The sequence below is a fragment of the Halorubrum ezzemoulense genome (assembly GCF_004126515.1).
Lineage (GTDB): Archaea > Halobacteriota > Halobacteria > Halobacteriales > Haloferacaceae > Halorubrum > Halorubrum ezzemoulense.
In genome coordinates, this window is sequence record NZ_CP034940.1 from 277,830 (window position 1) to 303,762 (window position 25,933).

At 71.8% G+C, this 25,933-nt stretch carries 28 protein-coding genes and 1 pseudogene; 14 read left to right on the forward strand and 15 right to left on the reverse strand.

The genetic code is table 11. The annotated features are described in order from the left end of the window. Window positions 1–29 precede the first annotated feature (29 nt). Window positions 30–2,330, reverse strand: coding sequence for a hypothetical protein (locus EO776_RS01260; RefSeq protein ID WP_129452290.1), 2,301 nt, complete (start codon window positions 2,328–2,330; stop codon window positions 30–32). A gap of 69 nt (window positions 2,331–2,399) precedes the next feature. Then, the gene (locus EO776_RS01265; RefSeq protein ID WP_241897876.1) at window positions 2,400–3,362 is read right to left on the reverse strand and encodes a glycerophosphodiester phosphodiesterase; all 963 of its coding nucleotides are present in this window, start codon (window positions 3,360–3,362) and stop codon (window positions 2,400–2,402) included. Between the two features lie 116 nt (window positions 3,363–3,478). Here EO776_RS01265 and EO776_RS01270 point away from each other — a divergent pair, with 116 nt between their 5' ends. Then, window positions 3,479–3,706: a hypothetical protein gene (locus tag EO776_RS01270; RefSeq protein ID WP_099288759.1), complete on the forward strand. Its 228-nt coding sequence runs from the start codon at window positions 3,479–3,481 to the stop codon at window positions 3,704–3,706. Between the two features lie 186 nt (window positions 3,707–3,892). Continuing rightward, window positions 3,893–4,132 (forward strand): annotated as a pseudogene (locus tag EO776_RS19210) (hypothetical protein); the annotation flags it as partial. Window positions 4,133–4,152: 20 nt separating this feature from the next. Here EO776_RS19210 and hisE read toward each other — a convergent pair. The 3 genes from hisE to EO776_RS01290 all read right to left on the reverse strand — a co-directional run bounded on the left by hisE (window position 4,153) and on the right by EO776_RS01290 (window position 5,325). Further along, window positions 4,153–4,479: a phosphoribosyl-ATP diphosphatase gene (hisE, locus tag EO776_RS01280; protein WP_049931812.1), complete on the reverse strand. Its 327-nt coding sequence runs from the start codon at window positions 4,477–4,479 to the stop codon at window positions 4,153–4,155. Then, window positions 4,476–5,069 carry a pyridoxal 5'-phosphate synthase glutaminase subunit PdxT gene (gene pdxT / locus EO776_RS01285; RefSeq protein ID WP_099288965.1) on the reverse strand — a complete coding sequence of 198 codons (594 nt, stop codon included), beginning with the start codon at window positions 5,067–5,069 and terminating at the stop codon, window positions 4,476–4,478. The genes hisE and pdxT overlap by 4 nt, the downstream gene beginning before the upstream one ends. Before the next feature lie 94 nt (window positions 5,070–5,163). After that, window positions 5,164–5,325: a preprotein translocase subunit Sec61beta gene (locus EO776_RS01290; RefSeq protein ID WP_049910744.1), complete on the reverse strand. Its 162-nt coding sequence runs from the start codon at window positions 5,323–5,325 to the stop codon at window positions 5,164–5,166. Window positions 5,326–5,483: 158 nt separating this feature from the next. Between EO776_RS01290 and EO776_RS01295 the strand changes: the two genes are divergently transcribed. Both EO776_RS01295 and EO776_RS01300 read left to right on the forward strand, forming a co-directional pair. Then, window positions 5,484–5,753, forward strand: a complete 270-nt coding sequence (locus EO776_RS01295) for a thioredoxin family protein (RefSeq protein WP_006111654.1) — start codon at window positions 5,484–5,486, stop codon at window positions 5,751–5,753. Window positions 5,754–5,838: 85 nt separating this feature from the next. Beyond that, window positions 5,839–5,988 carry a 50S ribosomal protein L40e gene (locus EO776_RS01300; RefSeq protein ID WP_006629440.1) on the forward strand — a complete coding sequence of 50 codons (150 nt, stop codon included), beginning with the start codon at window positions 5,839–5,841 and terminating at the stop codon, window positions 5,986–5,988. Between the two features lie 238 nt (window positions 5,989–6,226). On the opposite strand, the gene EO776_RS01305 is transcribed toward EO776_RS01300, so the two are convergent. Further along, on the reverse strand, window positions 6,227–6,868 hold the full coding sequence (locus EO776_RS01305; protein ID WP_099288966.1) for an MBL fold metallo-hydrolase: 642 nt from the start codon (window positions 6,866–6,868) through the stop codon (window positions 6,227–6,229). Between the two features lie 112 nt (window positions 6,869–6,980). Between EO776_RS01305 and EO776_RS01310 the strand changes: the two genes are divergently transcribed. The 3 genes from EO776_RS01310 to EO776_RS01320 all read left to right on the forward strand — a co-directional run bounded on the left by EO776_RS01310 (window position 6,981) and on the right by EO776_RS01320 (window position 8,428). Then, the gene (locus tag EO776_RS01310; RefSeq protein WP_007995123.1) at window positions 6,981–7,163 is read left to right on the forward strand and encodes a DUF5786 family protein; all 183 of its coding nucleotides are present in this window, start codon (window positions 6,981–6,983) and stop codon (window positions 7,161–7,163) included. After that, a complete protein-coding gene (locus EO776_RS01315) occupies window positions 7,164–7,730 on the forward strand; it encodes an endonuclease dU (protein WP_049931817.1) in 567 nt (188 codons plus the stop codon). Window positions 7,731–7,795: 65 nt separating this feature from the next. Then, window positions 7,796–8,428, forward strand: a complete 633-nt coding sequence (locus EO776_RS01320) for a uracil-DNA glycosylase (protein ID WP_086215764.1) — start codon at window positions 7,796–7,798, stop codon at window positions 8,426–8,428. A gap of 6 nt (window positions 8,429–8,434) precedes the next feature. On the opposite strand, the gene EO776_RS01325 is transcribed toward EO776_RS01320, so the two are convergent. The 3 genes from EO776_RS01325 to EO776_RS01335 all read right to left on the reverse strand — a co-directional run bounded on the left by EO776_RS01325 (window position 8,435) and on the right by EO776_RS01335 (window position 11,369). Further along, complete coding sequence (locus tag EO776_RS01325; protein ID WP_049931821.1) at window positions 8,435–9,442, reverse strand: PhnE/PtxC family ABC transporter permease; 1,008 nt, start codon at window positions 9,440–9,442, stop codon at window positions 8,435–8,437. Continuing rightward, complete coding sequence (gene phnC, locus EO776_RS01330; protein ID WP_049931823.1) at window positions 9,439–10,257, reverse strand: phosphonate ABC transporter ATP-binding protein; 819 nt, start codon at window positions 10,255–10,257, stop codon at window positions 9,439–9,441. Before phnC ends, EO776_RS01325 begins: the two co-directional genes overlap by 4 nt. Before the next feature lie 71 nt (window positions 10,258–10,328). Beyond that, the gene (locus EO776_RS01335; RefSeq protein WP_049931825.1) at window positions 10,329–11,369 is read right to left on the reverse strand and encodes a phosphate/phosphite/phosphonate ABC transporter substrate-binding protein; all 1,041 of its coding nucleotides are present in this window, start codon (window positions 11,367–11,369) and stop codon (window positions 10,329–10,331) included. A 129-nt stretch (window positions 11,370–11,498) separates the two neighbouring features. Here EO776_RS01335 and hisH point away from each other — a divergent pair, with 129 nt between their 5' ends. Continuing rightward, entirely contained in the window at window positions 11,499–12,152 is a 654-nt protein-coding gene (gene hisH / locus EO776_RS01340) for an imidazole glycerol phosphate synthase subunit HisH (RefSeq protein ID WP_049931826.1), read from the forward strand. Between the two features lie 13 nt (window positions 12,153–12,165). Here hisH and EO776_RS01345 read toward each other — a convergent pair whose 3' ends face one another. The 4 genes from EO776_RS01345 to EO776_RS01360 all read right to left on the reverse strand — a co-directional run bounded on the left by EO776_RS01345 (window position 12,166) and on the right by EO776_RS01360 (window position 15,290). Continuing rightward, the gene (locus EO776_RS01345; RefSeq protein WP_049931828.1) at window positions 12,166–13,179 is read right to left on the reverse strand and encodes an aldo/keto reductase; all 1,014 of its coding nucleotides are present in this window, start codon (window positions 13,177–13,179) and stop codon (window positions 12,166–12,168) included. A gap of 89 nt (window positions 13,180–13,268) precedes the next feature. Then, window positions 13,269–13,412 (reverse strand): DUF7560 family zinc ribbon protein, encoded by a 144-nt coding sequence (locus tag EO776_RS01350; protein ID WP_129452291.1) that lies wholly within the window; start codon window positions 13,410–13,412, stop codon window positions 13,269–13,271. A gap of 91 nt (window positions 13,413–13,503) precedes the next feature. Then, window positions 13,504–14,259, reverse strand: coding sequence for an ABC transporter permease (locus EO776_RS01355; RefSeq protein ID WP_049931830.1), 756 nt, complete (start codon window positions 14,257–14,259; stop codon window positions 13,504–13,506). Continuing rightward, on the reverse strand, window positions 14,256–15,290 hold the full coding sequence (locus EO776_RS01360; RefSeq protein ID WP_089308844.1) for an ABC transporter ATP-binding protein: 1,035 nt from the start codon (window positions 15,288–15,290) through the stop codon (window positions 14,256–14,258). The genes EO776_RS01355 and EO776_RS01360 overlap by 4 nt, the downstream gene beginning before the upstream one ends. 146 nt (window positions 15,291–15,436) lie before the next feature. On the opposite strand from EO776_RS01360, the gene folP reads away from it, so the two are divergent. From folP to EO776_RS01385, 5 genes are all read left to right on the forward strand, one after another. Continuing rightward, a complete protein-coding gene (gene folP / locus EO776_RS01365) occupies window positions 15,437–18,103 on the forward strand; it encodes a dihydropteroate synthase (protein ID WP_099288967.1) in 2,667 nt (888 codons plus the stop codon). A gap of 85 nt (window positions 18,104–18,188) precedes the next feature. Continuing rightward, a complete protein-coding gene (locus EO776_RS01370; RefSeq protein WP_049931836.1) occupies window positions 18,189–19,685 on the forward strand; it encodes a DHH family phosphoesterase in 1,497 nt (498 codons plus the stop codon). Between the two features lie 77 nt (window positions 19,686–19,762). After that, a complete protein-coding gene (locus EO776_RS01375) occupies window positions 19,763–20,485 on the forward strand; it encodes a class I SAM-dependent methyltransferase (RefSeq protein WP_094495436.1) in 723 nt (240 codons plus the stop codon). Window positions 20,486–20,666: 181 nt separating this feature from the next. After that, the gene (locus EO776_RS01380; RefSeq protein ID WP_094521110.1) at window positions 20,667–21,737 is read left to right on the forward strand and encodes an NAD(P)/FAD-dependent oxidoreductase; all 1,071 of its coding nucleotides are present in this window, start codon (window positions 20,667–20,669) and stop codon (window positions 21,735–21,737) included. A gap of 138 nt (window positions 21,738–21,875) precedes the next feature. Continuing rightward, the gene (locus tag EO776_RS01385) at window positions 21,876–22,436 is read left to right on the forward strand and encodes a hypothetical protein (RefSeq protein WP_094521109.1); all 561 of its coding nucleotides are present in this window, start codon (window positions 21,876–21,878) and stop codon (window positions 22,434–22,436) included. Between the two features lie 359 nt (window positions 22,437–22,795). Here EO776_RS01385 and ilvA read toward each other — a convergent pair whose 3' ends face one another. Beyond that, the gene (ilvA, locus tag EO776_RS01390; protein ID WP_100050428.1) at window positions 22,796–24,007 is read right to left on the reverse strand and encodes a threonine ammonia-lyase; all 1,212 of its coding nucleotides are present in this window, start codon (window positions 24,005–24,007) and stop codon (window positions 22,796–22,798) included. Window positions 24,008–24,270: 263 nt separating this feature from the next. Continuing rightward, window positions 24,271–24,678: a gamma-glutamylcyclotransferase family protein gene (locus tag EO776_RS01395; protein WP_049931846.1), complete on the reverse strand. Its 408-nt coding sequence runs from the start codon at window positions 24,676–24,678 to the stop codon at window positions 24,271–24,273. A gap of 127 nt (window positions 24,679–24,805) precedes the next feature. Between EO776_RS01395 and EO776_RS01400 the strand changes: the two genes are divergently transcribed. After that, window positions 24,806–25,909, forward strand: coding sequence for an ATP-binding protein (locus tag EO776_RS01400; RefSeq protein WP_049931847.1), 1,104 nt, complete (start codon window positions 24,806–24,808; stop codon window positions 25,907–25,909). Window positions 25,910–25,933 lie beyond the last annotated feature (24 nt).

Sequence of the window (25,933 nt, forward strand, 5' to 3'; positions counted from 1 at the left end):
GTCGTTGCGCGCGCCCGCGCGCTGGCGGCCTACAGCTTCTCGGCGTTCCTCGCCTGCTCGACCCGCTTCGTCGCCTGCTCGACCCGCTTTCCGGTCGCGTTCGCGAGCCCGGGCGGGAGCCCCTCCCGCGCGGCCGCGAGCCGCTCCTCGATCCGGGCGATCCGGTCGAGCACGTTCGCCAGTTGACGCTCCGTCCCTTCGGCGTCGCCCTCGCGGGCGCGCTCCTCGGCCCGCTCCGCGGCGTCGACCGCGGCCGCGAGGGCGCGTTCGAGCCCGTTGACCGCGTTCGACGGGCCCCCCGAACCGCCGCCGCTCCCGCCGCTGTCGTTTCCGCCGCCGCTCCCGCCGCCCGCGCCGCCGTCTCCGTCCCCGCCGTCGCTCTCGGCCGCCGCGGCCGCGACCGCCGCGCGCGTCTCCTCGGCCACGTCGGCGACGTAGCCCGCGAGCGGGGCCGCCCCGGTCTCCGGGCGCTCGATCCGGATCGCGTCGTCGCCGGCGTCCGGACCGTCTCCCTCGTCGCCGTCGTCTCCCGTCCCCGGCCGGTCCGGGTTGACGCGGTACGCGCCGACCTCGTCGTCGTCGTCGCGGACCTCCGTCGTGTACGCGCCGCCGGCGTGGACGTAGGCGGCGTCGCTCCCCTCGATCGCGGAGTCGTAGATCCGCCCGGCGAAGTCGTCCTCGATCGCGGTCCGGGTCAGGTCGACCTCGCTCTCCGCGTCCGACAGCTCGACCTTCCGCGCGTTCTCGCGGGCGACGAGCGGAATCTCGCCGTCGACGCCGGCGGTCGTCACGGCCTCGTCGGCCGCGACGGTCAGCCGCTCGCTGTGGGGCGCCCGCCCGGCGCCGTTGACCGTGAAGCGGTGATCGCCCTCGGGGACGCCGTTCGCGACCGCGACGCCGCCGGCGAACGTCGGCACCGCTTCCGGGTCGCTCTCGATCAGCACGAACGACTCGACGCTCGACTCGGTCGTGGTCAACCCCTCGCCGTCGGGCGCCTCGTCGCTCTCGGTCGCCCGCGTGACGCGCGCGACGACGGCGTCGAGCCCCCTGGCGGCCTCGTCGCCGAACGACGGGTCGTCGGCGATCGCGTCGTACCGGTCCGCCATCTCGGACCGGTGGTTCCCCGCAGTGACGTCGAGCGCGGGGTTCTCGTAGCGCGGCTGCTCCCACGGGACCCCGGTGGTCGTGATGTGGCTCGCGACCGCGTCCTCGACGGCCTCGGGCACGGCGAACTCGAAGCTGAGCTGCGGGCTGGTGAACGCGTCGATGTCCTCCAGCTCGGCGCTCTCCACCAGCTCGTACTCGACGACGGACTCGGCGGCCTCGGCGGCGAGCGCGGCGTCGTCACCGTCGTCGGGGCGCTCGCCGTGTCGGAAGGCGATCCCCGTCTCCCGGAGCGGCAGGTCGGTCGGCGGCGAACGCAGCGCGTCGAGCGACCGGACCGTCAGCGCGCCGTCGACCAGCGAGGACTCCGAGACCGACGGGAGGTCAGGGTGGTCGTAGATCGGCTCCCCTTCGTACTCGGGGACGACGAACGGCAGTCGGGCCCCCTCGTCGCGGGGCAGACCGTAGGCGATCGGAATCCCGAGCAGGTCCTCGACCGTGTCGATCGTCGTGTTGGTGATGTCGGCGAGCAGGCCCTCCTCGCCGACGCGCCGGAAGCCGTCCGGGATCTCGTTGATCGAGAGCGTGCTGGAGTGCGAGCCGAGCTCGGGGAGGATCCGCGGGACGACCTCGGGGTCGGGGTCGAGGAACTCGTTGTTGGGCACGCTCCGCGAGTGCGAGCTGGCGACGTACAGCTGCGGGTCGCCCGAGTCGAGGTCGACGAAGACGTGGAGCACCTCCCAGTCGTGCCAGTGGAAGTTCGCGGTGAACTGGTCGAACGCGGAGTAGAGCCAGAACTGGACGACCGCCAGCGGCGAGTCCTCGTAGCGCATCCCGTTGTAGAAGACGGTCGGGTTCGGCGGCTCGCCCGCCTCGTCGTACCGCTCGTGGTAGCCGTCGAACGCGGCGAAGCCGTCGACGACCGTCTCGCCGTCTGCCTCGCTCGCGTACGGTCGCGGGTCGGTCGGGTACCACGGCTCGGCGCTGTCGAAGTACAGCGTCGGCGCGAACCGCGCCGCGAGTTCGTCGAGCCGGTCCGCGTCGAGATCGGTCGTCGACGCGTCGTCCGGCTCAGGGCCGGAACAGCCCGCGACCGCGGCGCTCCCGGCGCCCGCGAGCGCGCCGAGGACGGTCCGGCGGTCGACGCGGCTCGCGGGCGCCCCGCCGGGCGCTTCGTCCGGCCCGCTCCCCCTCGCACCGTCGCCGGCGTCGGCGTCCCGATCCATTTTCTCGGGCGACGTGAGCCGCACGAATAACACTTCTGCCGCCCGCGAGCCGCTCGTTCGTCTCGGTTGTCACGGCTCCCGGCGTCCCAGCGAGACATCCGAGACGACGGCGCCGACGCCGTCGACCGACGCCACCGCGCCGTACTCCCGGGCCGAGGCGACCGTCCACGGCAGCACCCGCAGCCCGGCGGTCGCGGCCCGCGAGACGATATCCGTCCGGAGGCACAGCTCGTACCGCGGCGACACCGCCGCACAGCCCAGTGCCGTCGCTGTCTCGACGATCCCCGCCACGTCCTGCGGCGGATACGCCCACCTCGGCAGTCCGACCCCCGCTCGGCTCCCCGGGATCAGCGGCCTGAGCGGCCGCGCCGGGACCGACTCCCGGGCCCCGTAGACGGTCGGGACCGTCGGGTCGGCCGCGTTCGCGGCCTCGATGGCCGCGGGGTCGTCGGCGGCGACGGCGAGCCCGTGGTCGCGTTCCGCGCCGGCCGCGACCGCGTCGGCCGCCACGCCGCGCTCCTTCAGGTCGAGCAGGACCCACGCGTCCGACGGCACGGCGTCGAGCGCCGCGGCGAGCGTCGGCACCGGTTCTCCCGACCCCTCGACGGAGAGCTCGGCGAGCCGCCCCGCCGGGGTCCGGCCGACGCGACCGGTCGCGTCCGTCACCCGCCCCAGCGTCGCGTCGTGGAAGGCGACGAGCTCGCCCGTGCCGCAGCGGCGCACGTCGAGCTCGACCCGGTCGACGACGGTCGTCGCCGCCTCGATAGCCGCGACCGTGTTCTCCGGGTGTTCGGCCGCGAAGCCGCGGTGCGCGACGAGCGGAGGGTCCCCCCTACCGGCGGCCGCGCCGGCCCCCGCGGCGTAGCCGTCGTTTCCGCCGGCATCGCCGCTCCCGCGCCCGGCGCAACCGGCGAGGGCGGCCGACCCCGTCGCCGCGACCGCACCGACCGCGAGCGCCCCGCTCCGCCGAAGCATCGCTCTGCGGGTCGCTTCCGTCCGCGCGTCGGATCCAGGCGGGGCGGCGTCGCACACGGCGGTCTCACCGTCTGACGTTCGGCGCCACGGACAAAAGTCCGGGGGCACGGACCGAACCGCGCGACGGCGTCTCCGGGAGAAGGTATTTGCGGCCGGCAGCCCGATTCCGGGGTATGGACGGGAAGCAGGCCCTCTACTACGCGGCGATCGCGATCGCGGTGTTGATCGGGGTCGGTATCGTCGTCAGCGTGGTCTCCGCGCTCGTGAGCCTCGTCTGGACGATCGTCTCCGGGGTCGTCTCGCTCGCGGTGCTGGCGGGGCTCGTTTACGTCGCCTACTCAGCTTTGAACGTTGAGTATCCAACACTTAATCGACCGAAAATGGCGGCTGAGACGGTGTGAACACGGAAAAGGGGGTTCAGCCGCAGACGCTCCACTTTCCACTAGAGGTTCAAACGCCGTGAACGCTGCCTTCATTATCCTCTGTGAATCACTCTCCAGTTCGGCCGATACCGTAAACTCCTCGTAGAACGTCTTTTCCTCCGATTTCGGGTCCAATAGTGTCAACACGACAACGTTCAAAGCTGAGTCGCCTACAAGGCCGGCTCGTGGCTGCTCGGCGAGGGCGGCTCGCCGTCGCTCGACTCGATCGGCTCGGAGTCCGCCTCGTCGACCTCGGTCGACGCCGGGAGCAGCCGTCAGGACCGCCTCCGGAAGCAGTACGTCGAGGGACAGATCAGCGAGGCGGAGTTCGAGCGGCGCATCGGCGAGGAGTTGGAGACCGAGGAGGTCGACGAGATCGACCGCGAACTCGAACGGGAGCGGTAGGCGTCGACCACCGCGGGGACTCAGAACCGCTCGCGGAGCTCAGCGCGTAAGTCGTCGACGCCGAGGTCCTTCATCGCGAACAACACGAGCAGGTGGTAGACGAGGTCGGCGCTCTCCGCGGTGAGCTCCTCGCGGTCGTCGTCCTTCGCCGCGAGGATGGCCTCAGTCGTCTCCTCGCCGACCTTCTCTAAGACCGCGTTCTCTCCCTTCTCGTGGGTGAACAGGGACGCGGTGTACGACCCCTCCGGGAGCTCCTCCTTGCGCGACTCGATGGTGGCGAACAGCTCGTCGAGGACGGCCTCGGGCGGCTCGTCCGCGCTCGATTCGCCCTCGGCCGGATCGCTCACGCGACCACCTCCCGCTCGGGGAAGAAGGCGAGGTCGTGGATCCGCGGGTCGTCGGTGAGCTCCGGGTGGAACGCGGTGGCCACGACCGGCCCGTCGCGCACCGCGACCGGGCGCCCGTCGACGGTCGCGAGCGTCTCGACGCCGTCGCCCACGTCGTCGATGGCCGGCGCGCGGATGAACACGGCGTGGAAGGGGTCGTCGAGGCCGGTCACCGGGACCTTCGCCTCGAAGGAGTCCTTCTGCCGGCCGAACGCGTTGCGGTCGACCGAGATGTCGACCAGCCCCAGCGGCTCGACCCGGTCGTCCTTCGCGTCGGTCGAGCAGACGATCAGTCCGGCGCAGGTGGCGAGGATCGGCTTCCCGGCCGCGGCGTGGTCCCGTATCTCCGCGGCGATCCCCTCGCGGTGGATCAGCCGCGAGATGGTCGTCGACTCCCCGCCCGGCATCAGGAGGACGTCGCAGTCGGGCACGACCCCCGACTCTCGGATCTCGACGACCTCCGCGGACTCGTCGTGGGCGGCCGCGGCGTTGCGGACGGCGGCGGCGTGTTCGGCCACGTCGCCCTGGACGGCGATGACGCCTGCTTTCATACGTATCGGTGGGGCGGGCGCGTGGAAAAAGGGCGCGCTACGCGACCGGTCGACTCGGGATCGGTGCGTCGGCAGAACGGGAACGGCGGGGTCGTTACGCGACCGTCAGCGAGAGGATCTGGACGAACACGCCGAAGAGGACGCAGAACGCGAGGACCGTCTTGGGGTCGATCGCGATGGCGTTCCGGTCCTCGTTCTCGAAGTAGCGGACCAGTCCCGCACTGGACATCAGCCCGCCAGAGTTGGAACCACTCATGTCCGCTTCTGGACGGCGACGCGTCCTAAACGTTTCGTTCGTCGTTCGGACCGTGTTCGCGCCACCGTCGCGCCGTCGCCCGGTCGAGTCGCCGCCGAGCGCGCGCACGCACAAGTGGGAAACCCTTATGCGCGGCCCGGCGGTAGTTGACCGCGACTATGACCGTTCGACTGCTGGATTTCCACGCCGAGTGGTGCGGCCCGTGTAAGACCCAAGACCCCATCCTGGAGGAGATCCAGGAAGACCTCGGCGACGCGTTCGAGCTCCAGAAGGTCGACGTCGACGAGGAGCAGGACGTCGCGAACCAGTACCAGGTCCGCTCGCTCCCGACGCTCATCGTCGAGAACGACGACGGCGTCGTCGACCGCTTCGTCGGCGTCACGCAGCGCGAGGACATCGAGGCCGCCCTCTCGGAAGCGGGCGCCTGACTAGGACTTTCGCCGACTAGCCTCTCCTCCCGCGACCGTCGCGGCGTCTCGCAACCTTTTACAGCACCGCCCGCACAGTAGCCGTATGGCCAGTTTCGACGCCGCCGAACGTCGCATGCTCGACCGACAGATCTGTATGCGCTGTAACGCCCGCAACGCCTCCGAGGCCGAGCGCTGCCGCAAGTGCGGCTACACCAAGCTCCGCCCGAAGGCGACCGAGCGCCGCGCGGCGTAATCCGGCCGTTTCCGGGTCGTTCACGGCCCTTCTCGCGGACTCTCCTCCTGACCGCCAGCCGCGCGTGTGCCTCGCTCCGCCCCAGCCTCGCGGTTCGCTCGGGGCTCCCTTCGGTCACCCCTCTCTCACCGCGTCCCTCGCACGCGCTCCTCGCGGCCGCCGAAGGCGGCCGCTCGGAGGCGCGCGCCGAAGTCGGTGGTCGGTCTCGCAGTCACTCGGTTTTAAACCTGGCTCCCGCTCACCCGTCGGGGTATTTCGGCTCGCGGCGCTCGGCGCGCTCCGTCGCGCGCTCGATCACCTCGCGGAGGGTGTCCGGGCCGTCGACGGCGCGGTAGACGTCGCCGTGGCCGGGGAATATCGCCCCCGTGGAGTCGGGCAGCCGGTCGAGGATCTCGCGGAGACTCTCGATCAGGCGCTCGCGCGACTGGCCGGCCATGTCGGTCCGGCCGAACGAGCCGTCGTCGAAGGCGCCGTCGTTGTACACCACCACGTCGCCCGAGTAGAGCCGCTCTGCGCCGACGAGCGAGACGTGGTCGTCGGCGTGTCCGGGGGTGTAGACGACCTCGCAGGACTCGTCGCCGACCACCACCTCGTCGCCGTCCCCGAGCGCGGCGTCCCGGAGCGGGTGATCGGCGTACGCGAGCACTTCCGCGTCGAAGCGCTCGACCACCGCGCCGAGCTCGCCCACGTGGTCGCGGTGCTGGTGCGTGATCACGACGCGGTCGAGGCCGTCGACGCCGGCGTCGGCGAGGGCGTCGGCGACGGCGTCCTCGACGCCGGGCATCGTTCCCGCGTCGACGAGCGTCGTCTCGTCCCCGACGACGAGGTACGCGTTACAGGTGAACTCCTCCGCGTCCGCGGTGACGGTGATCGGCTCCATGCCTCCACTCGCTCGCGGAGCGACAAAAGCGTACAGTCGCACCCCAGCGAGCCCCTCGGGTCCGCTGACGGCCGTGGATTTATCACTCACCCCCTGTTAGTGTCACACACAAATGGGCTTCGGCAGCTACGACGAGTCCGAACAGGAGAATCAGGACCTGGACGCGGACTTCGACGACGACGACGGCGTCCGGGCTGCCCAGGAGACCCACCAAGGGTCCGTGGACTACGAACCCGGCGCCTCGAACGACGAGCTTCTCGACCGGCTCCAGGAGATAAAGTCCGAGGACGCGTGAGTGACCACGCCGAGCCGCGCGCTCGGCGTCGCTTTCTCTGACGCCCGCGACGCGAGCCACGGGGCCGGCGTCGTCGTTCGCGCCGACGGGACCCCCGACGGCTTCGCGTTCGCGCGGTGTACCGTCGGCGGCACCGACGCGACCGACGCGGTGATCGACTGCTGGCGCACGCTCGCCCGCGAGGACGTCCGCCACGTGGTCTGTGCGGGGGTCGCGCCCGCGTGGTTCAACCTCCTCGACCTCGACGAACTCGCCGAGACGCTCGACCGCCCGGTCTACGCCGTGAGCTACGAGGCGAGCCCCGGGCTCGAACCGGCGCTCCGGGACGCGTTCGACGGCGAGGCCCTCGCCGACCGGCTCGCCGCGTACCGGTCGCTTCCGCCCCGCGTTCCGGTCGGCGACCCGGACTCGGATCGGCCCCGATTCGTCCGCGCGGTCGGTATCGAACCGGAGCGCGCCGCCGCGGCGATCCGGGGACTCACTCGCGACGGCTTCCGGCGCTGTGAGCCCCTCCGGATCGCGGCGCTCGCCGCGAGCGCGCACCGTGAGGCGGCGACGGCCGAGTAGGCGGGGCTCGGCGTGCGGCCCGTTCGACCGACGCTACTTAGACGACCGCGCCCGGAGCCGTGGGCATGAGCGAACACGGCGGCGACGGCTCCGCGCTCGACGAGGACCTCCGAGTGCCATCCTGCGAGCGGTGCCCGGCGCTGGTGGAGTCGCGGAGCCGGATCGTCGACGGCGTCGGCCCGACGAACGCGGACCTGCTGTTCGTCGGCGAGGGGCCGGGCGCGACCGAGGACGAGGAGGGCGAGCCGTTCGTGGGGCGGTCCGGCGACGTGCTCGACGAGGCGCTGCGCGACGCGGGGCTCGCCCGCGCCGACGTGCGGATCACGAACTGCGTGCGCTGCCGACCGCCGGACAACCGCGACCCGACGACCGAGGAGCTGGCGAACTGCCGCGGGTACCTCGAAAGCGAGATCGACCGACTCGACCCGGAGCTGATCGTGACGCTCGGGAAGGTGCCGAGCGAACACCTCCTCGACCGCTCGGTCGCGATCACCGGCGAGTCCGGCGACGTGGTCGACGCGCGGCTCGCCGGCGTGTCGCGGCGCGTACTGTTATCCGTCCACCCCGCAGCGACGCTGTACGACCGGAGTCAGCGCGACGGCTTCTTCGAGACGATCGCCCGGGCGGCCGAACTGAGCGGCGTCAGCGACCGGGGAGAAAACGGCGGCGACGGCCAGTCGCGGCTCGGCGAGTTCTGAGTCGGCTCAGTCGCGGCGGTCGCCGACGCCGAGCCACTTCTTCGGGTCGAACAGGCCGCGGATCGCTTCGATGAGCCCCTTCCCCTCGTGCTCGCCCGGCCGGAGCCGGGCGCGGATGCGCGAGGAGATGAGTTCGATGCCGAGGACGACGATGAACACCATCACCAGCCCCGCGGCGGTCTGCTGGAACTCGAAGAGGTCCTGACTGTTCCGGATCATCAGTCCGAGCCCGCCAGCGCCGACGACGCCGAGCGAGATCGCGATCCGGGTGTTGATCTCTAAGATGTACAGCGTCCACGCGATGAAGGAGCGGGAGACCTGACTCAACATCCCGAAGCTCACGGTCTGGGTGCCCGACGCACCGGTCGACCGGATCGCCTCGATCGGCCCCTCCTCGATCTCTTCGAGGTCGTCGGTGAACAGGCGGCCGAGGTTCCCGATGCTGTCGGTCGCGATCGCGAGCACCGCCGTCACCTGTCCCGGTGGGCCGATGGGGATGTACAGGAAAATCCAGACGATGGCGGGGATGGCGCGGATCCCGCTGAGGGTACCCCGGAAGATGAAGTTGAACGGGAACGGCGTGACGCGCTCGCTCCCGAGGACCCCGAGGACGAGCGCGAACGGGAAGGCGAACACGGTGCCCATGATGCCGAGCAGGAGCGTCACGAGGCTCGCCTTCACCAGCGACTGCCGCGACGACTGGAAGCTCTCGATGATGTGGGCGCCGCCGTCGCCGAAGCTCGCGGGGATCGCTTGTAGCCCGCTGATCCCCTGGTCTTTGGTGTAGATCGTGAAGTTCTGGAAGTCCGGCGGGAAGAAGCCGGTCGAGATGAACTCGTACATCCCCGGGAGCCGCCCGGCGACGACGTTGGGCTGGAACCCGATGAAGCCGAGACCCCAGTAGGTGACGCCGAGAACGGCCGCGAGCAGCCCGGCCCACAGGAGGTATTTGAGTCGGCGGAGCCGTTCGAGCGCGCGGAACTGGTCGTCGATCGCCGAGTCTGGCGAGCTCACGCCCGCTCACCCCCGTCGGCGGCGGCGTCGACGTCGGCGTCGCTCCCGCCGAGTTCGTCGCCGCTCGTTCCGGTCGGAACCGTCTTGCCGCCTTGGGCTTCGCCGTAGTAGATCCGGTCCATCTCGTCCATGGTGAGGTCGTCGGCGTCGCCGTCGAAGATCACCTCGCCGCCGCGGATCCCGAGGAACCGGTCCCCGAACTCTCGCGCGATGTTCACCTGGTGGAGGCTGGTGATCGTGGTGAGGTCCTGCTCGGTCGCCGCCTTCTTGAGGTAGCGCATCACGTCGCGGGCCGCCTTCGGGTCGAGGCTGGCGACCGGCTCGTCGGCGAGGACGATCTCGGGGTTCTGGACGAGCGCGCGGGCGATCCCGACGCGCTGTTTCTGTCCCCCGCTCATCGACTCGGCGCGCTGCCCGGCCTCGTCGAGGAGGCCGACGGTCTGGAGTGCCTCCAGGGCGGTCCGCTTGTCCGCGTCGTCGTGCATCCCGAGGGCGCTCCGGAGGAGCCCGTTCCGCGAGAGCGCCCCGGATAGCGCGTTGCCGAACGCGGTCTTGCTCTCGATGAGGTAGTGTTCCTGGAACACCATCCCGACCCCGCTGCGGTTCCCTTGAAGCTCTTCGCCGCCGATGCGAACGGACCCCTCGGTGGGTTCCGTGAGCCCGTTCAACACCCGCAACATCGTCGACTTGCCGGCACCGGAGGGACCGAGCAGAATGACGAACTCCCCCTCGTCGATGGTGAACGACACGTCGTCGAGGGCGACGGTGTCCTCGTCGTATATTTTACTGACGTTTTCGAATTCGATCGTTGGCATGAGGTGTGAGTTTGTCCAAAAACAGACCGATCGTGTGAAAAACGATCCGAAGTTGGGGGACCGTGAGGGATCTACTGGTTGAAGATGTCGGTTCCGACGCCGAGCTCGTCGGCGACGTCGATGACGGACTGGTAGTCGTCCTGGGTCGCCCCGCGGACGCGGCTGAACCAGAGGTCGTCTCCGGTGCCGTCCTCGCCGTCCGCGCCGTAGTAGATGCTGTCCGGGCCCTCCAGGAACGCCTCCTGGATGGCGCTTTTCACGTCGTCGTCGAGCTCGGGCGAGACCACGATCGGTGCGCGCGGGAGCCCCTCGTCCTCGTGGAGGGTAGTCGCGACCTCCTGCCACTCGTCCGGCGTGGGGCCGGTCTTCGTGTCGCGGACGAAGCCGCCCATCGCGGCCGCGTCGACCTGGCCCTGTTCGAGGAGGGTGTACGAGCCGACGTGGCCGCCGGCGAAGCGGGCGTCGAACTCGGCCTGCGAGCCGTTTCCCTCGGGGAGCTCGCCGACGTCGAGGTCCCCCTGGCTCGACATGCTGTACAGCGGGTACAGCGCGCCGCTGGTGGAGAGCCGGTCGGAGAACGCGACCGTCTTCCCGGAGAGGTCGGACAGCTCGGTGATGTCGCTGTCGTTCGGCGTCGCGATGATGCTCTTGTACGTCCAGCCGCCGTAGCCGTACCGCTGGAGGATGACCTCCGCGTTGCCGGTCTTCACGCCGAGGGCGGCCGCGAACGGCCCGGTCTCGGCGATGTCCAGCGTCCCCTGGCCGAGAGACTGGATGATGGCGCTGTAGTTGCTTCCGATGGTCCCCTCAACGCTGAGGTCGCTGGGGACATCGTAGTTCTCCCGGAGGTAGCTCCCGATGTGCTCTTCGAGCGGGGAGTACTGTACGTTGAGGTCCTCCTGCGGGACGGACGGCGAAATGCCGAAGTCGATCGTGCCGTCGCCGCCGAACGTCATCTCCGGTTCGCTGTCCGACCCGTCGGAGCCGTCCGACCCGTCAGAGCCGTTCATGCCGTCGGAGCCGTCCGACCCGTCGCCGCCGCCGCTACAGCCGGCCAGTCCAACGATGCTTGCCGCACCCGCGATCTTGAGGAATTGGCGTCGTCGCTCCATGAGGAGTACGTGTGTGGGTTTTACTGTTCTATCAAAAGTGTTGCTGTTCAAATATACGTACGGCTACGTACCGCTATGCAACGCCTCACGGATGGAAACTGACTTCCACCGCGGTCGCGAACCGGAACCATGGACGAATCTCCACCGGACCGCGACGTGTCCGTCGCGCTCGTGGACTACGGGCTCGGGAACCTCCGGTCGGCGACTCGGGGGTTGGAGCGCGCGGGCGCGACCGTCGAGATCACCGACGATCCCGAGGCGTTCGCCGCGGCCGACGGCGTCGTTCTCCCGGGCGTCGGCGCGTTCCGCGAGGGGATGGAGAACGCCGGCCCGCTGCGCGAGGCGTTGACCGACCACGCCGAGGCCGGTCGCCCCCTCTTCGGGATCTGTCTCGGGATGCAGATGCTCCTGACGACGAGCGAGGAGGCCGACCACGAGGGCGAGGGCGAGGTGACCGGACTCGACCTGATCTCCGGTACCAACGTGCGCTTCGAGGTGGACCGGAAGGTGCCGCACATGGGCTGGAACGAGCTGGAAGTCGAGCGGGAGCACCCGCTGGTCGAGGGAGTCGACGGCGAGTACGCCTACTTCGTCCACTCCTACTACGCCGAGCCGGACGACGCCGACGCGGTCGTCGCCACCGCCGACTACGGGGTCGACTTCCCGGCGGTCGTCGCCAACGAGGCCGGCAACGTGTTCGGCACGCAGTTCCACCCCGAGAAGAGCGGCGAGACGGGGCTGACGATCCTGCGGAACTTCGTCGACTACTGCGCGGAGCGGTAGCCCCCGTTCCCTTCTACAGCGCGTCGTACGGCCCCGGCTTGGCCGCGGTCAGCCGGTCGACCTGCTCGTCCGACAGGTCGATCGTCGCCGCCGCGAGGTTCTCGCGCAGCTGGTCGACCGTCCGGGCGCCGACGATGGGCGCGGTGACGCCGTCGCGGTGCGCGAGCCACGCGAGCGCGGTCTGCGCGGGCGACGCGCCGACCTCGTCGGCGACCGCGTCCAGCTCGTCGTGGACGTCGAAGTTCTCCTCGGTGAGGTACGCCTCCTGGAAGCGGCTCGACTCGGCGGCCTTCGAGTCGTCGGGGAGGTCCGCGTCGCGGTCGTACTTCCCCGTCAGGAAGCCCTGCCCGAGCGGGCTCCACGGGGAGACGGCGAGATTCTGCTGGCGCGCGAACTCGAGGTAGTCCCCCTCGATCTCGCGGTCGACGAGGTTGTACCGCGGCTGGAGCACCGTGAACGGCTCCCACCCCTCGCTGCGGGCGATCGCGTTGGCGCGGGCGACCTTCCAGGCGTTCGGGCGGAGCGTGGAGGCGCCGAGGTAGTGGACCTTGCCGGACTCGACGAGCCCGTTGAGCGTCTTCATCAGCTCGCGGGCCGGCGTCTCGTCGTCCCAGCGGTGGATGTAGAGGACATCGATGTAGTCGGTGTCGAGCCGGTCGAGGAGGGCGTCGACGCGGTGGCGGACGTTCTTGCGGTTCGTCCCGCGGCTGTTCGGGTCGCCGTCGCGGATCTGCCAGTACACCTTCGACGCGATCGTGTAGCGCTCCCGGTCCCGCTCGGCGAGCCAGTCGCCGATCCAGCGCTCGCAGTCGCCGCCGCCGTACACGTCGGCGGTGTCGATGTACCGCCCGCCGGCCGCCTCGTAGGCGTCGAGCAGCTCGTGGGCGCGCTCCTCGTCGATCTCCACGTTCCCCGCCTCGGTCACGCGGCCGAACCGCCACGTGCCGAACTGGAGCTCGCTCGTCCGCAGGCCGGTTCGGCCGAGCGGCACGGTTCCCAGGTCGATCTCGTCGAGTTCGGGCGTCATCGCCGAACGGTTGTCGCGGTCGACGCAAAAAGGCACAGCAAGCGGACGCGATGTGTCAACGAGTGTCGATCGCAGGGTCCCAGCGGCGGCTACTCACAGGTCACGGCGAAGTGCTCCTCGGCCGCGGCCGCGGTACACACCGGGCAGCCGGTGTCGAGGATCGTCTTTCGCATCGCGTCGTTGACCTCGATAGTCTGGTCGCAGTCCGGACAGGTGAAGTGAACGGTGGTCAACGGCCTTCCTCTCGGTTCACGGATGCGCGGGCTGTGACCATAAATGAACGGTTCCGAACCGCGGCGCCGACGCCGCCTCGGAGGCGAGCCCTCACTCGGTGCGCGGGACCGCGTACGCGCCGACCGCGAGGAAGACGGCCGCGAGCGCGGTCAACACCAGCAGGTCGCCGGTCCACGCGCCGCCCTCGAAGGTGATCGCCCGGGTCCCCCGCGCGAAGTACGTCAGCGGCGAGGCCGCGACCGCGGGCCGGAACCACGCCGGCAGCAGCGACGGGGTGACGAACGTCTCGGAGAGGAAGAGGAGCGGGAGCGCGACCGTGTTGCTCGCGGCGATCACGCCGTCCTGCGAGTCGGCGAGCGCGCCGAGGACGGCCCCGAGCCCGCAGAACAGCGCGACCGCGACCGCGACGAAGACCGGCAGGACGGCCAGCGCGGGCGAGAGGATGAGCGTCGCGTCGGTCACCGCCAGCACGAGCCCGAGGATGAGCAGGCTCGCGGCGCCGATGATCCCGACGTTGACGAGCGTGTGCGCGAGCAGCCACTCGGCGCGGGAGAGGGGCGTCGTCGCGAGCTTCTCGAACCGCCCGCCGTCGCGGTGGCGCGCGATCTCGGACCCGACGCGCGACAGCGGCGTGAACAGGACGACGACCGCGAGGTAGCCGGGGATGTAGTAGCCCGCGGGCTCGGCGAAGAGGCCGCCGCCGGTCGGCTGGGTCCGCACCAGCGCGCCGAAGATGACGACGAGGATGACCGGGAAGAAGAAGGTGAAGAACACCGCCGTCCGGCGGCGCGTGAACGAGCGCGCCGCCGCGACCGCCTCCGTCCGGACCCGCCCGAGGCGGCTCATCGCTCCCCTCCGTCGGTGACGGCCTCGGTCGCCTCCGCCGCGCCGCCCCGCCGCGCGTACTCCTCGCCGGTGAGCCGCAGGTACACGTCCTCCAGCGACGGCTCGGACCACGAGAGCGAGTCGAACGCGACGCCGGCCGCGTCGAGCGCGTCGACCGCGTCCCCGATCGCCTCCGGGCGGACGCCGCGCACCCGGAGCCCGCCGTCGGTCGCCTCGACGGTCGGGTCGTCCCCGAGGCGCTCGCGGACGCCGGCCGCGACGCGCTCGACGGTCTCCTCGCCCGTCGCCGTCGCGGTGTCGGCGTCGAGGCGGGGCGCGCCGCCGTGCTCGGCGACCAGTCGGTCGGGGGCTCCGCTCGCGACGACCCGCCCGTCGCGGAGCAGCGCGACCCGGTCGGCGAGCCGCTCGACCTCGTCCATCGCGTGGCTCGTGAGGAAGACGGTCGTCCCGCCGGCCGCGAGCCGCTCGATCAGGCGGTGGATCGCCCGGCGGCCGGCCGGGTCGATCCCCGTCGTCGGCTCGTCGAGGAAGAGGAGGTCGGGGTCGTTGACGACGGCGGTCGCGACGCAGGTGCGCCGCTGCTGGCCCCCGGAGAGCGTCTCGTACCAGGCGTCGGCGTCGTCCGCCATCCCCACGTCATCGAGGACGGACTCGGTGTCGCGGGCCGCGTCGTACAGCCCGCCGTAGTAGTCGACCAGCTCCCGAGCCGTGAGCCGCGCGGGCGGGTCGAACGACTGCGGCAGCAGCCCGATCCGGGCCGGGTCGACCGCCGCCGGCGCCTCGCCGAAGACGCGCAGGTCGCCCTCGGCCTCGGTGGTCCCCGTGAGCGCGCGCACCAGCGTCGTCTTCCCGGCGCCGTTCGGTCCGATGAGCCCGAACACCTCGCCGGCCGCGACGTCGAGGTCGACCCCGTCGAGCGCGACGACCTCGCCGTACTCCTTCCGGACCCCCCCGCCGGCGACGACGGGGTCGGCCGCGGCCCCGTCGGCGGCCGTTCCCGCGGCGGCGTCGGCGGTCGCTGTCTCATCCATGCGATCGACTGCGGCCGCCGCGCGCGTAAGGGTTACTTTTCGGTCGACGCAGGGGTGTCGGCCCCTCCGGCGCGGTCGTGGTCACCGCGCCCGCCCTCCCGGTCAGGTCCGTTACGTCTAAGCGACGCGCCGCCGACTCACGGGACATGCACTACCACGAGGCGGCGGCGTTCCTCTTCGACCTCCGCCGCTTCTCGGTCAAGCCCGGCACGGATCGGGTGGAGGCGCTGCTCGCGCACCTCGGGGACCCGCAGGCGGACGTTCCGTTCGTCCAGATCGCCGGCTCGAACGGGAAGGGCAGCGCGGCGCGGCTGACCGAGTCGGTCCTCCGGGAGGCGGGGCTGTCGGTGGGGCTGTACACCTCGCCGCACCTCTCCGCGCTCGCCGAGCGGGTCCGCGTCGACGGCCGGCAGATGACCGAGTCGGCGATCGCCGACTTCGTCGAGGCGGTGCGCCCGTGGCTGATCGACCGGGCGGCCGCCGGCGAGCCGCTCACCTTCTTCGAGGTCGTCACGGCGATGGCCGTCCGCGAGTTCGCGCGGCGCGACGTGGACGTGGCCGTCCTGGAGGTCGGCCTCGGCGGCGAGTACGACGCGACCAGCGCGGTCGACCCCGTCGCGACCGCCGTGACGAACGTCTCGCTCGAACACACCGACGTGCTGGGCGACACGATCGCCGAGATCGCCCGGACGAAGGCCCGGATCGCCCGCCCCGACACGCCGCTCGTCACCGCCTGTGAGGGCGAGGCGCTCGACGTGGTCCGCGAGGTCGCCGGCGAGGCGGGCGCGCCGGTGACGCGAGTGGTCGGAGACGGCGCGTCGGAGGCGGCCGATCCCGATGATAGCGACGAGGACACCGAAGCCGACGATAGCGACGAGGACGCTGAACCCGACGAGCGCGACGAGGGCGCCGACCCCACCGATAGCGACCCCGAACCCGACGACCCGCCGGCGTTCGCGGCGAGCTACGAGGGTCGCGTCAGCGCCACCGACGCCGAGGTCGCGCTCGCCGGCGAGCGCGAGGGCACCTACCGAATCCCGCTCGTCGGGCGCCATCAGGCGACGAACGCGGCCGTCGCCGTCGCGCTCGCGGACCGGACCGCGGCAGCGTTGCGAACCGACCTCGACGACCGCGACGTGCGCGACGGCCTCGCGCGGGCGACGTGGCCCGGCCGGTTCGAGGTGGTCGACACCGCGCCGCTGACCGTCCTCGACGGCGCGCACAACCCCGCGGCCGCCCGCACGCTCGCCGCGACGCTCGCCGAGTACGACTACGACGACCTCCACCTCGTGTACGCGGCGATGCACGACAAGGACCACGCCGAGACGGCTGCGGCGCTCCCGGACGCGGCGACGGCGGTCACCTGCCGGCCCGCCATCGACCGCGCCGAGGACCCCGCGGTCCTCGCGGCGGCGCTGCGCTCCGCCGGCGTCGACCGCGTGACCGCCGGCGACGACGTGGCGGACGCGCTCGCGGCGGCGGTCGACCGCGCCGAGGCGGGCGACTGCGTGCTGCTCGTCGGCTCGCTGTTCGCCGTCGCCGAGGCCCGGGCGGCGCGGATGCGAACGGTCCGCGAGCGGACGGTCCGCGGCGTCGACGGCGCGGCCCACGCGCTCGACACGGCCGGCGTTCAACCAGACGGGATCGCGGCGCACCGGGACGGCGTCGACCACCGCACCCTCACGCTCCGGCTACGAGGCGATCGGGCCGAGCGCGTCGCGGCCGCGGCGCGGATCGTCGGCGGCGACGCGGCGCTCGGGGGGCTCGGCGCGAACGAGGACCGGGGGGCCGGCGGCGAGCACGTCCCCGTCACCGTCGCGGGAACGGTCGCCGAGCTCCGCGCGCTCGTCGACCGGCTCGCCGCGAGCGACGGCGGCGGGCTCGGCGGCGTGGCGACCGACATCGCCGCGTCGGTCGGGATCGACGCGCCGGACGGTAGGTCGGCGTCCGCGGACGACGAGTCCGCCCCGGAGTTCCCGTGGAGCGACCGGACCGCCGTGATGGGCGTGCTCAACGTTACGCCGGACTCCTTCCACGACGGGGGGCGCCACGCCGACCTCGACGACGCGGTCGCGGGCGTCGAGCGGATGGTCGACGCCGGGGTCGACATCGTCGACGTCGGCGGCGAGTCGACCCGTCCGGGCGCCGACCCGGTCCCGGCCGACGAGGAGATCGAGCGCGTCGTCCCGACGATCGAGGCGATCCAGTCGGTGCCTGCGGTCGGGTCCGGGGACGTGCTCGTCTCGGTCGACACGCGCAAGCCGGCGGTCGCCCGGGCGGCGCTGGACGCGGGCGCGGACATCATCAACGACGTGACGGGGCTGGAGGACCCGGCGATGCGGTCGGTCGTCGCCGACGCCGACTGCCCGGTGATCGTGATGCACAGCCTCGACGCGCCGGTCGACCCGGACGCCGACCCCGAGTACGACGACGTGGTCGGCGAGGTCGTCGACGCGCTGCGCGAGCGCCTCGCGCTGGCCGACACGGCGGGCATCGACCGCGATCGCGTCATCGTCGACCCCGGGATCGGCTTCGGGAAGTCGCCCGCGGAGGACTTCGAGCTGCTCGCGCGCTGCGGCGAGTTCGCGGCGCTCGGCTGCCCGGTCCTCGTCGGCCACTCCCACAAGTCGCTGTACGGCGCGGTCGGGCGCGACGCCGACGACCGCGAGCACGCGACGGTCGCCGGCACCGCGCTCGCGGCCGACCGCGGCGCCGACATCGTCCGGGTCCACGACGTGGCCGAGAACCGCGCGGCGGTCGACGTCGCCGCGGCGGCGAACGGCGCGCTCCGCGACGGGGAGGACCCGGAGTGACTCGGCATCGGCGCCCGCTCGGCCCGGGAGCGGCCCCGCGCCGCGCCGACGGCAGCGTTTTGCCTCGCGATCCCCTCGCGCCGGTATGACCCGGCGCCTGCTGCTCGGCTGTAGCGCGGTCGGGAACGCGCTCGTCGAGCGCGCCCGCGAGGAGCGCGGCGACCGCGACGACCTGGTGGCGATCACGGACGACACCGGCTGGGTGTCGACGCTGCGCGACCGCAACGTCGCCACCGTCGAGGCCGACCCCTCCGACCCCGCGACGTATCCGGACTCGGCGGCGGTCGTGCTGGTCGCGAGCGACGACCCCGAGCGCAACGTCGCCGCCGCGCGCGCCGCTCGGGACAGGTACCCGGACGCGATGATCGTCGCGCACCTCGGTACGGCGCCGACCGAGGAGCAGCGGGCGGCGGTCGAGGCGGTCGCCGACCGCGTGGTCGACCCCGTCGAGGCGGTCGTCGATCGGGTCTCCGAGGCGATCGGACTCGCCGACGGTCGCGGCGCCTCCCCCGGGGCGGCCCTCTCGCGCGCCAATGCCGACGACGGCGAGAAGCCGGCCCGGCTGCTCGCGACGCTCCGGGGGTTCTCGGGGCCCCTGTTGGTCGTCGCGCACGACAACCCCGACCCGGACGCCATCGCCAGCGCGCTCGGGCTGGCGCGGATCGCGGAGTCGATCGGCGTCGACGCCGACGCCTGCTACGGCGGCGACATCTCCCATCAGGAGAACCGCGCGCTGGTGAACCTCCTCGACATCGGGCTCCGGTCGTTCGACGGGGTGGACCTCGACGAGTACGGCGGCGTCGCCCTAGTCGACCACTCCCGCGCCGGGATCAACGACAGCCTCCCCGAGGGCCACCCGGTCGACGTGGTCGTCGACCACCACCCGCCGCGGGGGCCGGTCGCGGGATCGTTCGTCGACATCCGGCCCGACGTCGGTGCGACGAGCACGCTCATCGCCGAGTACCTCTCGCGGTACGGGATCGCGCCGGACCGGGAACTCGCCACGTCGCTGCTGTACGGCATCCGGATCGACACGAAGGACTTCACCCGCGCGACCGCGACCGACGACTTCGAGGCGGCCGCCGCGCTGCTCGCGCACGCCGACGAGTCGACGCTCGAACGCGTCGAGAGCCCGAGCGTGAGCCCGGAGACGCTCCGCGTCCTCGCGGCCGCCATCGAGAACCGCGACGTGCGCGGGTCGGTCGCGGCCTCCTGCGTCGGCGAGATAACCGACCGCGACGCGCTCGCGCAGGCGGCCGATCGGCTTCTCGACCTGGAGGACGTGACAGTGACGTTCGTCTACGGCTACACCGACGGCGTGATCTACGGCTCTGCCCGCGCCCGCGGCGCCGAGGTCGACGCCGGCGAGTTGCTGCGCGACGCGCTCGATCCCGCGGGGTCGGCCGGGGGCCACGCCTCGATGGCTGGCGCGCAGGTCCCGCTCGGCATCCTCTCCGCGGTCGACGAGTCGGAGTCGCTGCCCGAGGTCGTCGAGGAGTTCGTCGCCGGGCGCTTCTTCGAGGCCCTCGACGACGCGCCGGCGCAGCCGACCGGGCTTCCGCCGGAGTTCCCGACGGACTGAGGCGCCGTCGTGCGAACCGGTCCCGAGGCGGCGTAAGACACTCATCACCGGGCGCCGAGATAGCGCCTGTTCCCGCCATGTCCGACGGCCTCTACGACGAGCGCCCGCGGCTGTACGACGCGATCCAGTCGGAGTGGGACTACGACCGCGACGCCGGCTTCGTGTTCGACGCGCTCGCCGACCGCGGCGTCGACCCCGAGCGTCTGCTGGAGGTCGGCTGCGGAACCGGCGAGCACACGCGCCGGTTCGCGGCCCGCGGAGTCGACGTGACCGCGATCGACGTCCACGAGGGGATGCTCGCGGTCGCGCGGGAGAAGTGCCCCGCCGACGCCGTCTCGATCTACCGGACCGGGCTCCCGGAGCCGGACCTGCACGACACCGAACCGTTCGACGCCGCCGTCGCCATCCGCGGCGTCGTGAACCACCTCGGGCCCGGCGACCTCGACCCCGCGCTCGCCGCGCTCCGGGACCGACTCCGGCCCGGCGGCGTCCTCGTCTTCGATAATTCCCCGCTGCCGTCCGACGGGAACTCCCCGGGTCTCGACGTTGGCCACGACGCAAATGGGGAACTCCGGTACGTCCGCGTCGCGCACCACGTCGCGACCGACGACGGCCGGCTCGACTGGCGCGCGGTGACGTTCACCCCCGACGGCGACCCGTTCACCGACCGGCGCCGGATGACGCCGTTCGCCGACGAGCGGATCGGCGACGCGCTCGCAGATGCCGGGTTCGACGACGTTGACGTGTCCTCGGGGTACGGCCCCGGCGACGACCGGAGCGTGTTCGTCGCGGTGCGGTGAGCGGGTCCGCGGCAGTTCGTCGAGCGGGTCCGCGGCAGTTCGTCGAGCGGGTCCGCAGCAGTTCGCCGAGCGGGTCGGTGGTGGTCCGGCGGGCAAGTCCGCGGCAGCATCGGCGGGGCGGTCGTGCGGGAATCGCGCAACGGTCGCAACGTACATAGGACGCGGCGGCCAACTGTGGGTAATGACCGACGACATCGTCGAACACCGCCGACTCATCATCGCCGGCACCGGTATCTCGGGTCTCTCCGCGGCCATATACGCCGCGCGCTCGAACAACAACCCGCTGCTCGTCGAGGGCGACGAGCCGGGCGGCCAGCTCACGCTGACGACCGACGTGGAGAACTACCCCGGCTTCCCCGAGGGGATCTCCGGGCCGGGGCTGATCAACGACATGAAAGAGCAGGCGCAGAAGTTCGGCGCCGAGACCCGAAACGGCGTCATCGAGGACGTCTCGAAGGAGCCGGCGGGCCACTTCCACGTCGCGCTCACCGACGGCGACGTGTACACCGCCGACGCCGTCATTGCGGCGTCGGGCGCCAGCGCGCGGACGCTCGGCGTCCCCGGCGAGGAGGAGCTGATGGGTTACGGCCTCTCCACCTGCGCGACCTGCGACGGCGCGTTCTTCCGCGACGAGGACATGCTCGTCGTCGGCGGCGGCGACGCCGCGATGGAGGAGGCGAACTTCCTGACGAAGTTCGCGGACACGGTGTACATCGCGCACCGCCGCGAGGAGTTCCGCGCCGAGGACGTGTGGATCGAGCGCACGATGGACGCCGTCGAAGACGGCGAGATCGAGCTCCTCCTCAACACCGAGCTCACCGAGATCCACGGCACCCCCGAGGACGGCATCGACCGCGTGACCCTCGTCGAACACCCCGACGGCCACCCGAAGGAGAAGCTCGACGACCCCGCGACCGCCGACGCGGTCGACGAGTACGACTTCGACGTGGGGGCCGTCTTCTACGCCATCGGTCACACGCCGAACACCGACTTCCTCGAAGGCACCGGTATCGAGACCGACGACGACGGCTACCTGCTCACCGAGGGCGGCCGCGGCGGCGGCCAGACCCGGACCGGCGTCGAGGGGCTCTTCGGCGCGGGCGACGTGGTCGACTTCCACTACCAGCAGGCGGCCACCGCCGGCGGGATGGGCGTGAAGGCCGCGCTCGACGCCGACGAGTACCTCTCCGAGCGCGAGCGCGCCGGCGAGCTGTACGAAGGCGAGCTCGACGCCGCGGCCGCGGACGACTGAAGCGCGGTCCGTCGGTTCCGACGCGTTCGATTCGCCGTCTCGACGGCTCCATCCACACCCGTGACGCGATCGGTGACGCAAACCCCTCTTTGAGTTATACGCGGTACTATTTCCGCCTCTCCCGTCGTTGGACATGTGATGAACAGACGCGGTCTGGTCGTCGTCGCCGCTGCGCTCGCGTTGTTCGTGACCGGTAGCGCCGTCGCCCTCGCCGGCCCCGTGTCGGGAGGGCCCGGCGGCCTCCTCGGCGGGGCGAGCGATCCGCCGGCGCTGCTCCACTTCGATACCGACGAGGTCCGCTGTCCCGACGACTTCTCGGCGAACAGCTCGACGTCGGTGGTCGCCGGCGCCGAGAACACGGAGATCACGTACTCCAGAAACGTCTCGCTGCCGGGACCCTCGCACGCGATCGGCGGCCCGACGTTCGAGCGGGTGAACGAGTCCGCCTACGTGCTCGACGTTCCGACCGAGGAGACGGACGCGGCGCCGCGGTCGTGTTCCGGCGTCGTCCGCTACAACGGCACGGTGCGGATTCCCGCGGGCAACGACCCGTGGACCCTGATCGTGAAACAGGACGGCGAGACGGTCACGACGCTGCGCGGCGACTCGGATTCCTCGCTCCTCGGCGGGTCGACGAGCGTGAGCGGCAGCGTTTCGGCTCCCGGTTCTGGGAGCAACTCGACGGACTCGTCGGAGTGAATCGGGCGAACTATCGTAGCCGAACTCCCAGTTGCTCGCTTATGAACAACTGACAATCGACCGGCGGTGGCCGCATCCAAAGCCCCAGCCGAGAGGCGGGCGCACGCTCGCTGTGTCCCTCAGTCGCTCGCGCTGCTCGCTCCTTTCGGTGCTTGCGTGACCTGTGCCCGTCTCTCGGCTGCCCAGTTGAATCCCACCCCGCACAGCAACCGCACCTCACACCTCCCCAGCCTCGTCAGTCGCCCTCCGCGTTGCTCCGGGCGACTGACTCCCTCGCGCGCGCTCCTCGCGCCCTCCGGGCGCTCGGAGGCACGCGCCACCGTAGTTCTATTTGTAAATGGTCGCCATCGCCGACCGATTCAGGACAGAATCTCCACGTCGTACCCCTCCGCTTCGAGTGCGTCGACGATGTCGGCGGCGTGTTCGGCGTCGTCGGTCTCTAATTCGAGTTCGAGTTCGGCGGCGTTGACGGCCACGTCCCGCGAGGTTCGGTCGTGGTGGACCGCGTACACGTTCGCGCCGGTGCGCGCGACGATGCTGGAGACGCGCTCCAGTTCGCCGGGTCGGTCCTTCAGGTCGATCGTGATCTTGAGGTACCGGCCCATCTGGACGAGCCCGCGCCGGACCACGGTGCCGAGGCGGTTGAGGTCGATGTTACCGCCGCAGAGCGCGGCGACGACCGTCTCGCCGTCGTCGTACTCGAACGCCTCCGAGAGGACGGCGGCGAGCGCGACCGCGCCCGCGCCCTCCACGAGCGTCTTCGCGCGCTCCAAGAGCAGCGTGAGGGCCAAGGCGATCTCGCGGTCGTCGACGGTGACGACCTCGTCGACGTACTCCGCCATGACCTCGAGGGTCTCCTCGCCGACCGACCGCGTCGCGATCCCGTCGGCGATCGTGTCGACGCTGTCGATCTCCGTGACCTCGCCCGCCTCGAGCGACTTCGCGGCCGACGCCGCACCCTCCGCCTGGACCCCCACGACGCGCACGTCCGGCAGCTGCTCTTTGATCGCCACCGCGACGCCCGAGATCAGGCCGCCGCCGCCGATCGGGACGACGACCGTGTCGAGGTCGGGGCAGTCGTCGACGATCTCCAAGCCGAGGGTCCCCTGTCCGGCCATCACCACGGGGTCGTCGAACGCGTGGACGTAGGTCCGGTCCTCCTCGCGCTCCAGCCGGTGCGCGTACGCCTGCGCTTCGTCGTAGCCGACGCCCTCCAGGCGAACGCTCGCGCCGTACCCGCGGGTGGCCTTCACCTTCGAGACGGGCGCGAACTTCGGCATCACGACGGTGGCGTCGACGCCAGCGCGGCTCGCCGCCAGCGCGACGCCCTGCGCGTGGTTCCCGGCGCTCGCGGTGACGACGCCGGCCTCGCGCTCCGCCTCCGAGAGCGTCTGTATCCGGTTCATCGCGCCGCGAATCTTGAACGCGCCGGTCCGCTGGAAGTTCTCCAGTTTCAGGTGGAGGTCCGCGCCGCTCATCTCGGAGAACGAGCGCGACCGCTCAAGCGGCGTGTGGCGGGCGACGCCCGAGACCCGCTCGCGCGCCTCGCGGATGTCGGCAAGACTGAGCATGCCACCCCGTCGCCGCGCCGCCCGCTAATCGGTTCCGGTCGGGGGCGACCGTCCACGGGACGGTCGACGGCACCCGCCGCGGTCGCCGTGTGCCGACTGCCTGCCGCCGGGCGGCCCGACACACCGAGCCGACGGCTCGCGGTCGGTGAAAGGGGGAATGCACGCGTGTGACGTGCGAGTGAAACGATGCGACGGAAATACAAAAAGGTGGGGCTACCAGAGCGAAAGTGAAACCGCACGACAGCGGCGCCGTCATCCGCCCGTCAGACGGTATCTCGGGGGGTCAGTCGCACCCGCACGTCGCGGGCGTCGAGGACGGAGCGCACTCGGTTGGGGAACGGCCCGGATCCGGGCCACGTCGCGTCCGCGTCGAGGCGTTCGGGGTCGCCGACGTACACCGCGGCGGCGTCGGGGTAGTCGGCCGGCGCGTCGAGCGGGACGGTCTCGCGGACGTACAGTCCGCCCCCGACGTCCTCGTAGGCGTCGAGCGCGTCGACGGCCTCCGTCCGGAGGAGTCGGCCCCCCGTCTCGCCGCCCGGCGCGAGCGTCGGGTACCGCCCCTCCACGAGCCGGAGGCCGTCGAGCGTCGCGGAGCCGACGAAGACGAACGAGTCGACGACCTCGGCGACCCGCTCCGGTTCGGTCAGCGTCCCGTACACGAAGACGTCCATGGGTGCCGTGGGTCGCTCGCGGCTTTCAACGTTCGGACGGCTCCCCGCGGCGTCTCTCTCGCCGCGCTGCGGCCGGCCTCCCGACGAATCCACAACCGTTTTACTCGCTTCCGCGGTCGGATTCGTAATGTCTACGCTGCGCGGCCACCGCGCCGTCTCCCTGATCGGAGCCGGCCTCCTCGTCGCCGCCGCGGTCCACCACGGCGCCGAGATCGGCGCCATCGGGAGCTCCGCCGGGCCGCTGCTGGCGTTCGCGCTCGACGGCGGGATCGCGGTCGCGGTCCTCGTCGCCGGCCGCCGGATCGCTCGCCGGGACCTCTCGCCCGCCGAGGAGCAGCGCGTCGCGCGGTGGACCGCCACCGGAACCGTCCTCGCCGTCGCCGCCTTCGCCGCGACGCTCGCCGTGCGCGCCTTCGAGGGCCGTCCGCTCGTCGAGCCGGCCTTCCCGATGCTCGTCGCCGCCGGCGTCGGGAGCCTCGGCGGCGCGATCGCGGGGTACTACGCGGTCCGGCAGTCGGCGGAGGCGCGCCGGGCGCGGGACGCGGTCCGCGCCGTCTCCTTCGTCAACCACCTCCTGCGGCACGACCTCCGAAACGACCTCTCGACGATCCGCGGCTACGCCGACCTGCTCGACGACCCCGACGGCTCCGGTCACGCCGAGACCGTTGCGGCGAAGGCGAGCGAGGGGCTCGAACGCATCGAGGCGACGAGCGCGGTCGCGGACGCGATCCTCGGCGACGCGGACTCCAGCCGCGTCGATCTCGCGGACACGACCCGAGACGTGCTGGCGGGGGTCGCCGACGGGGAATCGGCGGCGATCGAGACCGACCTCCCGGACGCGGCCCCCGTCGCCGCCAACGACGGCGTGCGGTCGATCGTCCATAACCTCGTCGAGAACGCGGTCGAACACGGCGGTCCGGGCGTCACCGTCCGCGTCGCCGTCCGCGCCGACGGCGACGAGGCGGCGCGCCTCGGGGGCGACGACGGGGTCGCGCTGGTCGTCGAGGACGACGGTCCGGGGCTTCCCCCGGAGGTACGGGACGGGTCGTTCCTGACCGACGAGGCGGTCGGCGGGGCGAGCGACGGCGGCGTCAGCGGCCTGCGGCTGGTCGCGACGCTCGCGGAGGCGTACGACGGGTCCCTCGACACCGGCGAGTCGTCGCTCGGGGGAGCGCGGTTCACGGTGACGCTCCCGCACGCACCGGCCGACTCGGCCGGCTCCGATACGTAGAAACCGCGGGCGCTCGTCGGGACC

Excerpts from the sequence above, each read along its gene's own strand:
- EO776_RS01260 (WP_129452290.1), bottom strand. The coding sequence starts at position 2,330 with ATGGATCGGGACGCCGACGCCGGCGACGGTGCGAGGGGGAGCGGGCCG.
- EO776_RS01270 (WP_099288759.1), top strand. The coding sequence starts at position 3,479 with ATGGACGGGAAGCAGGCCCTCTACTACGCGGCGATCGCGATCGCGGTG.
- pdxT (WP_099288965.1), bottom strand. The coding sequence starts at position 5,069 with ATGAAAGCAGGCGTCATCGCCGTCCAGGGCGACGTGGCCGAACACGCC.
- EO776_RS01290 (WP_049910744.1), bottom strand. The coding sequence starts at position 5,325 with ATGAGTGGTTCCAACTCTGGCGGGCTGATGTCCAGTGCGGGACTGGTC.
- EO776_RS01295 (WP_006111654.1), top strand. The coding sequence starts at position 5,484 with ATGACCGTTCGACTGCTGGATTTCCACGCCGAGTGGTGCGGCCCGTGT.
- EO776_RS01300 (WP_006629440.1), top strand. The coding sequence starts at position 5,839 with ATGGCCAGTTTCGACGCCGCCGAACGTCGCATGCTCGACCGACAGATC.
- EO776_RS01305 (WP_099288966.1), bottom strand. The coding sequence starts at position 6,868 with ATGGAGCCGATCACCGTCACCGCGGACGCGGAGGAGTTCACCTGTAAC.
- EO776_RS01310 (WP_007995123.1), top strand. The coding sequence starts at position 6,981 with ATGGGCTTCGGCAGCTACGACGAGTCCGAACAGGAGAATCAGGACCTG.
- EO776_RS01320 (WP_086215764.1), top strand. The coding sequence starts at position 7,796 with ATGAGCGAACACGGCGGCGACGGCTCCGCGCTCGACGAGGACCTCCGA.
- phnC (WP_049931823.1), bottom strand. The coding sequence starts at position 10,257 with ATGCCAACGATCGAATTCGAAAACGTCAGTAAAATATACGACGAGGAC.
- EO776_RS01335 (WP_049931825.1), bottom strand. The coding sequence starts at position 11,369 with ATGGAGCGACGACGCCAATTCCTCAAGATCGCGGGTGCGGCAAGCATC.
- hisH (WP_049931826.1), top strand. The coding sequence starts at position 11,499 with ATGGACGAATCTCCACCGGACCGCGACGTGTCCGTCGCGCTCGTGGAC.
- EO776_RS01345 (WP_049931828.1), bottom strand. The coding sequence starts at position 13,179 with ATGACGCCCGAACTCGACGAGATCGACCTGGGAACCGTGCCGCTCGGC.
- EO776_RS01355 (WP_049931830.1), bottom strand. The coding sequence starts at position 14,259 with ATGAGCCGCCTCGGGCGGGTCCGGACGGAGGCGGTCGCGGCGGCGCGC.
- EO776_RS01360 (WP_089308844.1), bottom strand. The coding sequence starts at position 15,290 with ATGGATGAGACAGCGACCGCCGACGCCGCCGCGGGAACGGCCGCCGAC.
- folP (WP_099288967.1), top strand. The coding sequence starts at position 15,437 with ATGCACTACCACGAGGCGGCGGCGTTCCTCTTCGACCTCCGCCGCTTC.
- EO776_RS01370 (WP_049931836.1), top strand. The coding sequence starts at position 18,189 with ATGACCCGGCGCCTGCTGCTCGGCTGTAGCGCGGTCGGGAACGCGCTC.
- EO776_RS01375 (WP_094495436.1), top strand. The coding sequence starts at position 19,763 with ATGTCCGACGGCCTCTACGACGAGCGCCCGCGGCTGTACGACGCGATC.
- EO776_RS01380 (WP_094521110.1), top strand. The coding sequence starts at position 20,667 with ATGACCGACGACATCGTCGAACACCGCCGACTCATCATCGCCGGCACC.
- EO776_RS01385 (WP_094521109.1), top strand. The coding sequence starts at position 21,876 with ATGAACAGACGCGGTCTGGTCGTCGTCGCCGCTGCGCTCGCGTTGTTC.
- ilvA (WP_100050428.1), bottom strand. The coding sequence starts at position 24,007 with ATGCTCAGTCTTGCCGACATCCGCGAGGCGCGCGAGCGGGTCTCGGGC.
- EO776_RS01395 (WP_049931846.1), bottom strand. The coding sequence starts at position 24,678 with ATGGACGTCTTCGTGTACGGGACGCTGACCGAACCGGAGCGGGTCGCC.
- EO776_RS01400 (WP_049931847.1), top strand. The coding sequence starts at position 24,806 with ATGTCTACGCTGCGCGGCCACCGCGCCGTCTCCCTGATCGGAGCCGGC.